Source organism: Sphingobacterium populi (assembly GCF_001586775.1).
Lineage (GTDB): Bacteria > Bacteroidota > Bacteroidia > Sphingobacteriales > Sphingobacteriaceae > Sphingobacterium > Sphingobacterium populi.
In genome coordinates this window covers 311,722-325,871 of record NZ_LQXS01000002.1, presented here as the reverse complement: position 1 = coordinate 325,871, position 14,150 = coordinate 311,722, and the positions used below count along the sequence as shown (strand labels likewise).

At 41.8% G+C, this 14,150-nt stretch carries 10 protein-coding genes; 1 reads left to right on the top strand and 9 read right to left on the bottom strand.

The genetic code is table 11. The features are described 5' to 3' along the window. Positions 1-8: 8 nt before the first annotated feature. The 7 genes from A0125_RS05685 to A0125_RS05655 form a co-directional block, all read right to left on the bottom strand. Positions 9-542 (bottom strand): gluconate 2-dehydrogenase subunit 3 family protein, encoded by a 534-nt coding sequence (locus A0125_RS05685; RefSeq protein ID WP_066753454.1) that lies wholly within the window; start codon positions 540-542, stop codon positions 9-11. A 13-nt stretch (positions 543-555) separates the two neighbouring features. Further along, positions 556-2,202 carry an FAD-dependent oxidoreductase gene (locus tag A0125_RS05680; RefSeq protein WP_066754247.1) on the bottom strand — a complete coding sequence of 549 codons (1,647 nt, stop codon included), beginning with the start codon at positions 2,200-2,202 and terminating at the stop codon, positions 556-558. A 59-nt stretch (positions 2,203-2,261) separates the two neighbouring features. Further along, on the bottom strand, positions 2,262-2,945 hold the full coding sequence (locus A0125_RS05675; protein ID WP_197464802.1) for an SGNH/GDSL hydrolase family protein: 684 nt from the start codon (positions 2,943-2,945) through the stop codon (positions 2,262-2,264). A gap of 19 nt (positions 2,946-2,964) precedes the next feature. After that, on the bottom strand, positions 2,965-4,425 hold the full coding sequence (locus A0125_RS05670; protein WP_066753445.1) for a RagB/SusD family nutrient uptake outer membrane protein: 1,461 nt from the start codon (positions 4,423-4,425) through the stop codon (positions 2,965-2,967). A gap of 12 nt (positions 4,426-4,437) precedes the next feature. Continuing rightward, entirely contained in the window at positions 4,438-7,698 is a 3,261-nt protein-coding gene (locus A0125_RS05665) for a TonB-dependent receptor (RefSeq protein WP_066753442.1), read from the bottom strand. A 309-nt stretch (positions 7,699-8,007) separates the two neighbouring features. Further along, on the bottom strand, positions 8,008-9,189 hold the full coding sequence (locus A0125_RS05660; RefSeq protein WP_066753439.1) for a FecR family protein: 1,182 nt from the start codon (positions 9,187-9,189) through the stop codon (positions 8,008-8,010). An 86-nt stretch (positions 9,190-9,275) separates the two neighbouring features. Beyond that, positions 9,276-9,857 (bottom strand): RNA polymerase sigma factor, encoded by a 582-nt coding sequence (locus tag A0125_RS05655; protein WP_066753437.1) that lies wholly within the window; start codon positions 9,855-9,857, stop codon positions 9,276-9,278. A gap of 333 nt (positions 9,858-10,190) precedes the next feature. On the opposite strand from A0125_RS05655, the gene A0125_RS05650 reads away from it, so the two are divergent. Next, positions 10,191-12,128 carry a KUP/HAK/KT family potassium transporter gene (locus A0125_RS05650; RefSeq protein WP_066753435.1) on the top strand — a complete coding sequence of 646 codons (1,938 nt, stop codon included), beginning with the start codon at positions 10,191-10,193 and terminating at the stop codon, positions 12,126-12,128. 13 nt (positions 12,129-12,141) lie between these two features. Here the strand turns inward: A0125_RS05650 and A0125_RS05645 are convergent, their stop codons facing one another. Both A0125_RS05645 and A0125_RS05640 read right to left on the bottom strand, forming a co-directional pair. Continuing rightward, positions 12,142-13,110 (bottom strand): GNAT family N-acetyltransferase, encoded by a 969-nt coding sequence (locus A0125_RS05645; RefSeq protein ID WP_066753432.1) that lies wholly within the window; start codon positions 13,108-13,110, stop codon positions 12,142-12,144. 16 nt (positions 13,111-13,126) lie between these two features. Next, positions 13,127-13,963 (bottom strand): 1-acyl-sn-glycerol-3-phosphate acyltransferase, encoded by an 837-nt coding sequence (locus A0125_RS05640; protein WP_066753429.1) that lies wholly within the window; start codon positions 13,961-13,963, stop codon positions 13,127-13,129. Positions 13,964-14,150 lie beyond the last annotated feature (187 nt).

The window sequence follows — 14,150 nt, the reverse complement described above, 5'->3', positions numbered from 1 at the left end:
ATAGTTGTTTAGTTATCCATTGGGAAATAGCCGTTATATCTTCCCGGAGCGATTTCATAATTCACCAAATTGGTCATCACATAGGATGAACTCATATAACCTTGGATCGCGCGCCGCTTCATAATCTTGAAAAATGCGATCAATGATTCGTCATCTGATTCTTCGACTCGCGTCAATAACTCAGTTTGTTGGTTTCTTTCCGCATCATTAAACGGCATCGAAAGTTGCTTTTGAGACCATGTCGCAAATTGCTTTAAACCGTCTTCAAACTGTTTTTGACTTTCTGGGTCATGACAATCATCTACCATTTTTAACACAAACAAATGCAAGAGCAACTCTTTTCCTCCAGGTGTATCATCCGCCGGAATCAATACCTCTACCAATGATTCGAGCATAACTTCATCCGATTCCTTGATCGATAGATGGGTCAATTTAATACTTGCCCGCCCAGAATCTCGAAAACAAGCTGGCAAAATCAAGGTGCCGCCCGCAATGTAAAGCATGGTTCGCAGCGCCGATCTGCGATTTATTGTTTTAGCCATCCGGTTGTATGGTTTATTTCTTGCTTAAAGACAGTATTTGGTTCTGTTCCAATAATCGTTTCTCGAGTTCGGCATAATTGACATCCTGTACAGGTATTTGCTGATCAATAGCCAACACCGCTGCTGTGGCAACGCTTTCGCCCAATATCATAAATACAGGTTCCATTCTGATGCTTCCAAAGGCGATATGCGAACTGGAAAGACAGACAGGCACCATCAGGTTGGTACACTCTTCCCGTTTAGGTACTAGCGAACCGTACGAGATCTGATAAGGTTGTTTTGGAGCCACGCCAATATCACCCTCGTTTTGCACAAAGCCATCCGGCTTGATGTACCGTTGTGCATTGTGCGAATCCAATACATACGAACCCATCCCGACAGGATTGTCGATCTTGCGCTCACTAAATGTATCATGCTCTGTCATCACATATTCACCAATCATCCTGCGAGCTTCGCGGATATAGAGTTGATGTGGCCAATGCCCATTGTCTACGAACTCATCTTTTGCCAATCCCCATTGAGACATTTCATTACGTACATCGTCTGGCACGCGAATATCATTACTTAAAAAGTACATTAAGCCTTGTTGATAATCCGCATGCTCCTGTATGATTTCTTTCCGGCGTTCGTAACTTGCTTCGGGGTAATCATAATTCATTCCGATAAAATCGGTACTAAACGGCCCATGATTATTGGTGTCTGTTTTGCGATTTGGTACTGGGTCAAATTTTTGGAATGTCTCTCGCCATCCAGCATCAAATACTCGCGCCAACAACTCGTAATTATCCGCTTTATAATTATCTGGCTCGGAGAATGGCACCCGATTCTCTGGGTGGTTGCTCAAACACATCCGAAAACAATAGGCCTGCAAACGATGATCGCCCTCGCCGTAATTTCCTGGAAAATCTGCCGATACGCCGTATAAAAGCTGGCTCGTCGTATCACCCGGGATTTTGTAAGGACTGATATCACTTTTGAACCAATGTCCGTGATGTAAGACGCCCACCTGCACACCATTCCATTTCTCGCCATACACACTATTCGCTTCTCTGCCGACATGGTAATTTACTCCTGCAGCAGCCAGTAGATCTCCTTCGTAGGTCGCATCGATAAATACTTTCCCGGCGTAGCGGTGACCGCTCAAAGTGCTTATAGAAGCTATTTTCCCATCATTTTTGTGAACACCCTTTTCTCGGTCCAGCCATTCGTCTCGCCTCACATCAATAGCGTATTCCTGCACGTAGTCTTCAAAAACACTTTCGGCTACATGCGGCTCAAAAATCCACATCGTTCTGGAATCTCCATCAATTGCTGGTGTACCTTGCCCCTTATTGCCATATTCCGATTGATGCTGCCATTTCCAAGCAGCACTGTCTTGGTAGTGCAAATATATTCGATGATAAAAGTCTCTGGCCAAACCGCCAATAACGGATTTGTCTCCGGTATCGGTAAAGCCCAGTCCTCCGGCTGAAAGGCCTCCAAGATGCTTATCCGGAGAAACAACGATCACAGATTTTCCGGCTTTCTTCGCTTGTACTGCCGCTATAATAGCTGCCGAAGTACCGCCATAAATAATAATATCTGCTTCGTACTCGGAGGTTTTTCCACCACAAGAGCTCAACATTCCCAGCAAAAGAAGATATAATAAAAGGTTCTTCATGTTTGACATATTTAAGTTTTTCATAGTTGCTTTTTTGCGCTTACACAGCCGTATTAACTTCACTTATTGGTTGATAGAATAGATTGGACAATATGCGGTGCGATAATCTGTTCACCGGCCTTCTGATTGGGATGTATTCCGTCTGGCACGTATTTTCGAAACTCTTCTTCTCCCTTTTCCAATATTCTCAACCAATTTGGATAATGATCGATCAGTAGGATTCCTTTCTCGGAAGCCACTTCTCTGTACATATCGTAATAGTCTTGGAGATGAGGACGCAGTGCGGCCGACTTACCAATCGGCATGTTCATCACTTGTAAAATAATTTCGCAGGAATCACTATGCAGCTTGATGCGATCAATCATATAGATCAAATTCAATCGTGCAACAGCAACAGGGGTGTTATATTCTGCGAAAGCATCATTAATCCCGAATTCCAAAAAGACAGCATCCGGCTGCTTCATAATCACACTATCCTCCAGGTTTTTCACTCCCCAAGTAGACCACATCCCGCCTTTCCCTGCCAGCGTATAGCTGATCAGATTATTACCATATTGTTTTGCTAAATGGGCAGTAACTGGGCGCATCCAAGCATGTCCATTTCCGCCGCTAGACAAACTGGTACCATATACCACGACATGTTGGGGAATTCCTTTTTCTAATTGCTTTACGAATCTGGATTGCCCTAAAACAAGCACATGTGAAAGAAAAACGCCACAAAAAAGGATCCATATTCTCTTCATGTTATGCGCTGATTTTTGTTTAATAGCCTGGATTTTGATCTGCATGCGTCAATGCTGGATTACTATTTATTTCATTTTCTGGAAGGGGTAGAAGCATTCTTTCTGGAATATAGCTTTTCCCAACTGCTTGAAATGCCTCTTGCACTTTTCCTGTACGTTTTAAGTCCCACCAGCGCTTAGCTTCCAATAAAAACTCATATCCACGCTCTTGCAGCACGATATTTCTAAATGCATTCACATCTCCGATACTAGCGTAATCTACTGGCGAAGCGGTATTTAATGGATAACCATAGGCTCGTCTTTTGATCACATTCAGTCGTTCCAACGCAAGCGGAGTTACCGACTGGGAAGCTAGAGCTGCCGCTTCGGCGTAAACTAAATAGGCTTCGGCATACCGCAGAATCGGAAGGCTATAGACATTCAGCCCAGCTCTATTAGAAATGAATTTTTTGAATAAAATGGGAGATGTCGAAGGTAAATTCACCTCGTTGCCGTTCCGATCGAGATGTTTGGTATATAGATTAAACGGTTTTCGCATGTCATTATCATCCCAGCTGTTACCGATGAAAGAATTGGTTTTCGGAATCCACGCCCAAAATCCGCGACTTGAGTAATTGTATGGAGGCGTATCGCCTCGATGCAGATACAGGGGAATTTCAGAGAATCGATTCTCCGAATGGTGGACTGAAAATATATCTTCGGAACAAGTTTGGGTAGCAAATATTTTATAAAAATCGTCTGGCTGATCGACTTCGACTAAGGCATAGGTACCTGAATTAATCACTTCCTCTGCTTTTGAGGCAGCTTTGGCCCATTCGCCAAGAGTAAGATACACATTTGCAAGGAGCAGCTTAGCAGCGCCAACGGACGCTCTGCCCGTCTCGGCGCCTACCGAAGTGGGCAAATCATTTTGTGCCAGTTCTAGATCTTCTACAATCAACGCGTACACTTGTTCTTCTGGTTCACGTGGGGCAGCCAAGGCACTAAGATCTCGAGCTTCATGCAGTCGAATAGGCACTGCACCCCAAGCTTTTACTAAGTTAAAATAAGCCATCGCCCGAATAAAACGTGCTTCTGCCACGATTCTCTTCTTCACATTGTCCGACATATTTTCGATGCCAGGTACATTATCCAACACCGCATTTGCTCTGTTGATCGATTGGTAAAGTACAGACCAACCGGTCGCCGCGCGACCGATGCCTGCATTATCTAGTACTTGACTAAAATTGGAGATCGGAGCTTGAGAACCTCTTCCTTCGATGTAATCGGCATGCAGCTCTAGCAGCAGATAATAATTGATATTATAATAATCAATTCCAAACGAAGAATAGGCTCCGGCAATAGCACCCAATGCGTCCGTCTCGTTCTGATAGAAGTTTACCCGGCTGATAAAATCTTCAGGAATCTCATCCAAGTCGGTACTGCAGGAGGTGCACCACGTGGTGGCCAGTACGATAAGTGCGATTATAATTGGTTTCATGATAGTGGTCTTTTAAAATGAAAAATTAATTCCAGCCAGGTACATTTTGGCTGTGGGATAAGCCGTCTGGTCAATTCCCATACGAAGTCGATCGCCGACTCCTTGCGAATCTGATCCTGTCGTATTGACATCTGGATCAATACCAGGATAATTGGTAATCGTAAATAAGTTGACTCCTGATATATAGATTTGCGCACGTTTTATCTTAGAATTGGTCAATTTGTCGATCGGTATATTATAGGCGAGTCGTACAGATTTCAAGCGAATGTAGCTTCCGTCTTCTATAAATCGGTCGGATACATCCAATGGCGACGTAGAACTTACTCTAGGATATTTTGCATTCGGATTTGGATTTTCTGCTGTCCAATAATTGCCTATAAGATCACGAAATTGATTGCTACCTCGTTGAAAAGAATTTAGATTATTCCCAGCAGTTGCCCAAAAAATATCGTTTCCGGACACACCTTCTATGAAGAGATTGAGTTCAAAACCTTTGTAAGAAAAATCACTATTGATGCCGTAAATAAAATCTGGGTAAGGGTTACCGATAATGATTCTATCCAGTGCATTTATTTCCCCATCTTGATTTTGATCCACGTATTTGATTCTGCCCTGATCGTCTAAACCATCTTCCACCAAACCAAAAAACATACCGAAGGGATAGCCTTCTCGCGCGATGTTCATGCTTGATCTAAAAAGGTCAAGCGAACTACTAAAGATGTCATTTCCGCCGGCTAAGCTAATGATTTTACTTCTGTTGGTAGAAAGGCGAACGGCCGCATTCCACTTAAATTCTTTCGTTAGGATATTGGAAGACACGTCAAATTCGAAGCCTTGATTTCGGATCTCACCAATATTCTGCAGCATCGTTCCGAAGCCGATCGAAGGAGGTAGTGGTACAGAGGCTAATAAATCTGTAGTTCGCTTGTTGAAATAATCTGCGGTAACTGTCACTCGGTTATTCCACAATGTTACGTCCACTCCCACATCGGCTTGCGTCGTCGTTTCCCACCTCAAAGCAGGATTAGCAATACCTGTCGGTACATACCCGATAATTTCCGTACTGTTTCCATAAATAGATCGTACCGGTGAGATGCGATCTAGCGATTGATACGGCGAGAGCGCGGTGTTGCCAGTCATCCCGATGGAAGCTCTTACTTTCAAATCATTAATAGCTTCAATATCTTGGAGAAATGGTTCGTTGCTTGCTCGCCAAGCTACCGCTCCTGATGGGAATGCGGCCCATTTATTGTTTTCTCCAAACCTAGATGAGCCATCGGCACGGATACTGGCAGTAAACAAGTATTTTTCTGCCAAAGAGTAATTTGCTCTCGCCAACCATGATGACATGGCCCATCTGGAAATTCCCGACGACGGAGGATTGATCGTTTCGGCAACTCCTAAATTAAAATTCGCGGTATTATTATTAGAGAAACCACTGACTCCAATATTTGAAAAACGATTCAGATCATTTTGAAAGGTGAAGCCACCGGTAAGATCCAAGCGTTGTTGTGTACCGAAAGATTTTGTATAATTCAGGATATTCTCATTTAAGAATGAGGTGCGATACGATGTGCCTTGAGATGCAGCGCCCCTATCGTTAGGATAGATCAGTGGCACAAACAATTCGCTTGCACCATGATGCGTCTCAAGACCCAATAAGGTCTTGAAAGTTAAGCCCTCTGCCAAATTTACGGTAAAACTGGTGTTACCGACCACCACGTTGGTTAGATTACGATTTTTATACGGTTCGCTGAAAACCATGGGATTCGACACCTCTGCGAAAGAGTAAATTTGACGAATTTGCGTGTACAATCCATTTTCATCGGTTATACTCAGTGTTGGTGGCGCAGAAATAGCGCCAGAGTACATTGAATTTCCGGCATTTCCATTATCTACTGGAACCTGAAAGCGCTCTCTTCGCGATAGATTGACATTGAAATCCATGCTCAACCAATCGAAAAGGCGGTGATCCATATTCATCCGAACAGACCCTCGCTTAGCACCGGTATTGATAATGATACCATCTTGGTCATAGTAATTTCCCGAAAGCGAATACCTTGTTTTCTCAGAGCTTCCTGAGATCGTGATGGTATGGTTGTGCATAGGGGCTTTTCGCAAAATTTCGCGCTGCCAGTCTGTACCAGGACCTTGAATTTCATCCAGATTAAAAATTGGATCTTGATTCGCGTTCTTCAACCACTCGTTTGCAATTATCGCATATTCTCGAGCATCTAGTACTTCCATTCGTTTGATGTCTTCTTGTATACCAAACTGACTTTGCACATCGATCCGTGTTGGTTGTCCGGATTTTCCTTTTTTCGAGGTGATGATTACCACGCCATTGGCTCCGCGAGCACCATAAATCGCTGTTGCAGATGCGTCTTTCAGAATATCCATAGATTCGATATCCGATGGATTGAGGTAACTAATATCTCCGGTTATCGGAAAACCGTCTACAACATACAAAGGTTGATTATCTCCGATCATCGAATTGGCACCTCGTATGCGCACCTCCATACGTGCTCCTGGAGCACCAGAATTTTGAACTACGCGTACTCCCGTAGCTCCAGCTTTCATCGCTTGTTCTATATTATAGACTGGCACCGCTTCGAGTTGCGCAGTTTTTACTTGCGCAACAGCTCCCGTCAGGTCAGATTTTCGTACTGTGCCATATCCTACTACCACGACTTCTTCAAAATTATTGATTGCCGGTTGTAAGGTTATGTTGATGACGGATTTATTGGCTATCGCCACTTCCTCGGGTCCGTAGCCAATCATGGAGAAGACCAAAACAGTTGCCTCACTTGGAACTTGTATCTCGTAGGTCCCTTGCAAAGAGGTAGTGGTTTCTAGATCTTTATTTTTAAGTCGCACGGTTACACCTTCCAACGGGTTTCCGTCCTTATCAACAACTAAGCCCGAAATAATGCGCTGTTGTGATTTTTCTACTGCTAGAGTACGCTGCTTTTTGGGGCGTACGGTTGCTGGCCGAATGGTGATGATGTCATCTTCTAAAGACCATTCAAGATGATGTCCTTCCAAGATCTTGCGCATCGCATCCGCAAAATCTACTTTCTCAATCTGTACATTTATGCGTGTATCGGCAATATGATCGCCTCGAAATAAGAACGAGTATCCCTGCTGCCGCTGAATATCTTTCATCACGTGCCGCAGATTTGTATTCTTTGCGTGCAAGGTGATTTTTTGCGCAATACCCTCTGCGGTGGCTTGTAGAACAAAGAGAAAGGTTAAAAAAAATGCTATTTTCATAATTAGTAGCCGTCGGTCTATAAAAGGCCACGAAGGTGCTTTTACAAATGGTGTAAAACTCATAAATTCGTATCGTTTGGGTGATTGAAAATTGGTCTATAACTAGGTTATGTAAATAACTAGTTTGTCATGTATTCCAAACAAACTTACGGATGATGTCTTCAGCATCATCCGTTACTATTTTGTAAAGAATGGCTCATCGAAATACTTTATAGCATCATTACGAAGTGTCCATAAGAATCCTCCTTATTTAAGTTTATAATTGGTGCATTTCTGCTACCAACGCCAAGCTGTTGATGTTGGCGTTAATTAGTTACTATTTTTCTCGCCGAGAACGACTAATGTGCGCCGATTTTTAATTTCAACCAATTTGAAATTTAGGCCACTTATTTTCAATGATGACAATACTGACCCAAGATTTTTCTTGCGATCAATCATACCGAATATAGGCGTATTGGGCGCTGCTGTTTCGTACAGCACATCGATATCATACCATCTCGCCAACTGGGCAAGTACTAGTTGAGGAGATAGCCGATCGAAATAAAAAAAACCGTCTTTCCAGGCGATAAATTGTTCCACATCAACTTTACGGATAGTGGTTTTGTGTTTAGATAATACGGCTTGCTCTCCCGGAGATAATAATGTGCTATTTTTGGCATCACTCCTCAAAACGCGCACGCTACCTTCAAGTAGTGTGGTTTTTGTTTCGTCGTCATCTTCGTAATCCGAAACATTGAAACCCGTACCTAATACTTCGACCAATTGCCTTTTGGTCTTAACTTGGAAAGGTATTAATGTGGTATGCTTATCTGCACCTTGATATGGTAATGATGTTATGTCAAAAAAGGCTTCTCCTTCTAACTCTACTACACGTTGTTTTTTATCAAATTTAAGCGGATATCGAAGACTAGATGCTGCGTTGAGCCACACTTTTGAACCATCCGGCAATGTGATTTGATAGGTTCCACCCTTTGGAGTAGTCAATGTGGCATAAGATATACGTCGATTATCTGCATTCTCTTTCAGCAAACGACTCCCGTCTCGATATGTAATATCTTCGTCACTCATCACAATCCCATTTTCGCTTTCATCTAATGCGACACTTGTACCGTCATCGAAAGATAGCGTAGCGCGATTTCCTCCCGGCAAAATTTGCTGAGCATCTACTCCACGTGAAAAGTCCTTGTCGTTTAGCAGGTTTTGTTGCGATGTGTATACTTTCCAAAATACGAAACCAAAACATACGATTATTGCGGCTGCCGCGTAGGGCACCCAGCGATTTTTTGTAATGCGCAAAACGGGTTTATCAATCGTATCGAATACGTGACGTTTTACTCGTCGGGATGCCTGCTTGATTTCTTTGGAGGTACGTAATGCTTCGCTGCCTTTCATATGTTGATTCAAGGCGGCTTCAACGTATAGCTTTTCTTCTATCGTAGCATTTCCAGCCAAATATTTTTCAATCAACTCCTGCGAAGGTTTATTTTTCATGGTAGTCGGGCGCTATTTTGTGTACCCCTGTATATTATAGTACACACGTGCGGGTTATTAATCCCGACTTTTTTTATTTTTTTTTGCTACGAAAGCAAAACTGTCAAAGCTACGGACAAACCTAGACGCAATCGCATATTTACAACTGCTTGACTTAGAAGGTTTTTAACTGTTTTATCAGATACATTTAGTGTATCTGCGATGACTTCATTGCTACAATTTTCAAAATGTGTCATCATAAATACTTTGCCCATTTTGCCAGGGAGCGATTGCGCTATATTTTCTAATCTAGTGATCAACTCTTGCTCAATAAGCATCTGATCTGCTGTATCATATTTGTGGGTTAGATACTGTAGCAGCTCTTGCTTAAATGCAGTACGATTATCTTTGGATCGCTCCTGATTTAGAAATCCATTTCGCACGCTCACCTTTAAATAATTGAAAAGACTTCTGGAATGATCAAATCGTTCTCGATTTTCCCAAACACGGACAAATACTTCTTGGATAAGATCTTCACTTTCTTGGGTGTCTCGGGTTAGCCGATCAGCATACTCCAGTAAAAAATGATAATAACGATTAAAAAGTTCTTCAAAAGCTTTCCTATCCCCCTTGTTCAAAAGTGGTACTAACTTGTCTTCAAGCAGTGTCTGATAATTGGTTAGCTTCATAGGTTCTGAAATGCTTATTTAGCTAAACTAAAAAAATTGAGCGAATTAATATAGTATAACACTTTCAGAAATTGGCAAAGATTTCCGTACATAGGCGTATGTGACAGCACTGCTGACTAAGCAAATATCATTTTCTTCATAATTATGGTCGTAAGTAATAATCCCACATTATCTTCGGCTTAGCTAAGCCATAGTAATTATTGAGTTGTGAAGTAGTTATGAACGATTGTGCATACAATCCTTACTAGAAAAGGATCTAGGATACAAAGTCAAAATATTGTAATAAAGTCTAGAAAATGTATACATTTGCCACGATATATACACATCTGTCTCATGGACAATAAATCACATCTTAATCGCCTTAGTGCCGCCGGCCTACTAATTAGTATTGGAATTATTTTTGGTGATATTGGCACTTCTCCCTTATACGTTTTCAAGGCGATTTTTCATCAAGAAGTTATCCAAGAGAGTCTCATTCTCGGTAGCTTATCTTGTATATTTTGGACGCTAACTCTACAAACTACCGTCAAATACGTAATTATCACCCTCCGTGCAGATAACAACGGAGAAGGTGGAATTTTGTCGCTTTACTCTTTGGTAAGACGCAAAAGTAAATGGTTGATTATCCCGGCTATTTTGGGTGCGTCTACCTTGTTGGCCGACGGTATGATTACGCCAGCAATTACGATATCTTCGGCAGTGGAAGGATTGTCAATGATGAACGCCAACATTCCGACTGTTCCGATCGTGGTACTTATCATTTCCTTATTATTTATAATCCAGCGCTTCGGCACCTCCGTAGTTGGTCGTGTTTTTGGTCCCATTATGCTCATCTGGTTTGTAGTGATTGGGACATTGGGCTTACTGCATATAGACGAGGCACCGCACGTACTAAAAGCGCTAAATCCTTTGTATGCCGTACAAACGATCGTTCAACATCCGAATTCGCTATTTATTATTGGTGCTATCTTTCTATGTACGACGGGGGCTGAGGCACTTTATTCGGACATGGGGCACTGTGGCAAATCTAATATCCGTATTAGTTGGATCTTTGTGAAAAGCATGCTGTTGCTCAATTATCTTGGGCAAGGAGCGTGGTTGCTTACACATCAAGGAGCGCGCCTAGGAGAGTTAAATCCCTTCTTCGGAATCATGCCTGAATGGTTTGTGGTGCCTGGTATTGTTATCGCTACGATCGCTGCTATTGTCGCCAGCCAAGCGATGATATCTGGAGCATATACCTTAATATCGGAAGCAGTAAGATTGAACATTTGGCCGAAAGTATCTATTCGCTATCCTAGTGATCACAAAGGTCAATTGTATGTACCATCCATTAATTTGATCCTGTATCTTGGATGTATTTTGATTATTGCTGTGTTTCGCAAATCGAGTAATATGGAAGCGGCATACGGTCTAGCTATCAACCTAACTTTTATCACCACAACAGTATTGATGTGCTATTTTATGGTGCGCAAGCGTGTCCCAAAAATCTGGATCGTGCTATTTGCTATAGTATACTTCGTAATCGAATTGGCATTTCTGGCAGGTAATCTTGTCAAATTCACGCATGGAGGCTGGTTAACTTTGGTACTGGCATCGGCAATATTTTTTGTTATGTACGCTTGGTATATGGCGCGAAAAATCAAGAACGCTTACATCCGCTTTGTGGATATTCGTAAGTATTATGGGATTCTATCTGATCTAAGTTCGGACACCAGCATACCGCCATTTGCTTCACAGCTTGTATATCTTACAAGCGCCAACAATACACACGATATTGAGGACAAAATTGTTTATTCCATCATCAACAAAAAACCTAAGCGTGCCGATGTGTATTGGTTTGTACATGTCGATGTGATGGATACGCCTCATGCCAGAGATTATACCGTTAAACAATTGATACCAGGCAAACTGATTCGCATCGATTTCAAACTTGGATTTCGTGAAGAACAAAAAATTAGTTTGCTCTTCCGCAAAGTGGTAGAAGATATGGTCTCGAAAGGTGAAATTGATATTACCAGCCGCTACGGTACACTACGTAAACATCAGATCGCAGGAGATTTTAACTTCGTTGTGTTAGAAAAAGTATTTTCTAAGTCGTCAAACCTATCTTGGGGTAATAAAATTATCATGGAAATGTACAAGGTCTTACGCACTTTTAGCCTGAGTGAGGAGAAGAGCTTTGGCTTGGATAGCAGCTTTGTGACCTTAGAACGCGTACCGCTTAATATTCCAGACACTAAACAAGTGACGCTGCGGCGTTTAAATTAAACAAAAAAGAGGCTTATTTAGCCTCTTTTTTGTTTGTCCTTTCGCGCACCTTATCCCGCTCGTAAGTTGTCATATGACGTTCTTTCTTCGTCGGATAAATATCATCAATCGTAATCAAAATACCGGTTTCCTCGACCTCGCCAAATTCGTCATTGAGGGCCGTACCGAATGTCATCATACTCGGGGATATATTCATGTAGGTATTGATAAGCGGCGGTATATTTTCGCCTAATGCACGGATTTTTGAATTTAAAAGTTTATAACCTTCCTTGTAAGGTAAATTATCAAATATGCCTTCAAATGTAGAAATATCTGTTTTGTACCCTAGGAATAAAGATTCGACAGGTTTTGCCAATTGTTCTTTATCTGGAAAATAATGCGCCATAAAATACATCAACAAATCGCGAGCCACTGCGTTGTAGTGAGGATACATGGTGACTTTACCAAATAAATACTTGATCTCTGGATTGGTAATAACCACTGCACCTAGACCATCCCAAAGATTATCCAAGGAATAAATGCCACGTCGGTTTTCGCTGGAAGGTTGATATTTAGGTTGAACCCATGATCTCCCCAACTCTATGGTATAAGGCAGGTACTCGTTGACGAACTTTTCCGAAATATCAAAATAATGAGCTGTAGAAAGGTGAATATTGCCCTCGCTGTCAATGGCTTTGTCGCAACGGATGACACGGTATCCGGCAATGATTTCTTCATCTTCCGGACTCCAAGCGATCAATTGATCATAATTATGCTCACATGTATCATTTTCATCGATATCCAACGGCAAGCCTGTACCACCACCAGCACCGCGAAATGTGAGTTCCCGTAGTCTGCCAATTTCTTGCATAATATGAGGTGCGGTATGGTAATTCACCAGATACACTTCATTATTACCATTATTTGTATGTCGCAAAAAAGACGCTGAAGTCAATTCTGCTTTTATTAACGCTCTATCTACTGGTGCAATAATCTCTTGCATACTATACTATTCTTCTCTATCTATTTTTGGACTGCCCCATGTCGTACACTATTGTACGCACTTCGTTTGCCCATGAACGTTCATTTTTTGACGCATCAAAATGAGTGTACGGTATTCTTTTGCCAATGATGATCTTTACCTGTTTATTTTTCTGCGAAAACATTTCGTCAGGCAAATACAACATTTCAATATTGGCTTTGATACCCAATTGCGCTCTTATACGTGCCAGATTATAAAAAAAATTGGAATTCTTTCCATCAATATAAACGGGCACAACGTCTTTTTTATACTTCTTAGCTTTTGAAATGAAGCTCTTTTTCCACTCTAAATCCTGAATTTTGCCGGCTATTTTACGCGAAACCAGCCCTGCCGGAAAAACCAATAAAGCTTGATCAGAGGCGTACGCATGCTCAATAGCCGCAATGCCGCTTTTACTTTGCCCACCCAACTTATTGACCGGAATAAACAGTGGCTCCAGATTACGTACATTCAGTAGAATGTCGTTCACTAGAAACTTTACATCTTTACGGTATCGGCCAATGGCCTGCATAAAAGCAACACCATCCAATCCACCTAGCGGATGATTAGAAGCAAAAATAACACTATCGTTTAATGGAATGTGTTCGGCCCCTTCAAGGATCACCTTTACGCCAAGCTCCTCCAAAAGTGAATCAACAAAATCCAACCCATAGTCGTCTTTGTATTCGCGCATGATGTAATTGATATCATCTTCGTGTATCACACGCTGCAAATAACTCATTAGAGGTTTGGGAATCCACTTGGCTAGTGTTGGGTTTTTTTTATGAATAACGCTCCGTATCTCTATAAATTTGTCTTGCTCTACTGATCTCATAAAGTGTTAAATACCCTACTCCTTTCTTGTAAAAATACATAATTTATGACATCTACGAATAACTTTGGTAAAAAAAGTGCTCTCCGCAAGCCTTCTATGCTACATGATCCCCTGAATGTTATTAACTTAGCATACGATCACGATACTATAAAGGAAAACACGAAACGATTAAACGTTGGCGCAGATC

Coding starts and splice junctions, on each gene's coding strand:
- A0125_RS05645 (WP_066753432.1), bottom strand. CDS start 13,110: ATGCAAGAGATTATTGCACCAGTAGATAGAGCGTTAATAAAAGCAGAA.
- A0125_RS05675 (WP_197464802.1), bottom strand. CDS start 2,945: ATGAAGAGAATATGGATCCTTTTTTGTGGCGTTTTTCTTTCACATGTG.
- A0125_RS05650 (WP_066753435.1), top strand. CDS start 10,191: ATGGACAATAAATCACATCTTAATCGCCTTAGTGCCGCCGGCCTACTA.
- A0125_RS05670 (WP_066753445.1), bottom strand. CDS start 4,425: ATGAAACCAATTATAATCGCACTTATCGTACTGGCCACCACGTGGTGC.
- A0125_RS05640 (WP_066753429.1), bottom strand. CDS start 13,963: ATGAGATCAGTAGAGCAAGACAAATTTATAGAGATACGGAGCGTTATT.
- A0125_RS05685 (WP_066753454.1), bottom strand. CDS start 542: ATGGCTAAAACAATAAATCGCAGATCGGCGCTGCGAACCATGCTTTAC.
- A0125_RS05655 (WP_066753437.1), bottom strand. CDS start 9,857: ATGAAGCTAACCAATTATCAGACACTGCTTGAAGACAAGTTAGTACCA.
- A0125_RS05680 (WP_066754247.1), bottom strand. CDS start 2,202: ATGAAGAACCTTTTATTATATCTTCTTTTGCTGGGAATGTTGAGCTCT.
- A0125_RS05665 (WP_066753442.1), bottom strand. CDS start 7,698: ATGAAAATAGCATTTTTTTTAACCTTTCTCTTTGTTCTACAAGCCACC.
- A0125_RS05660 (WP_066753439.1), bottom strand. CDS start 9,189: ATGAAAAATAAACCTTCGCAGGAGTTGATTGAAAAATATTTGGCTGGA.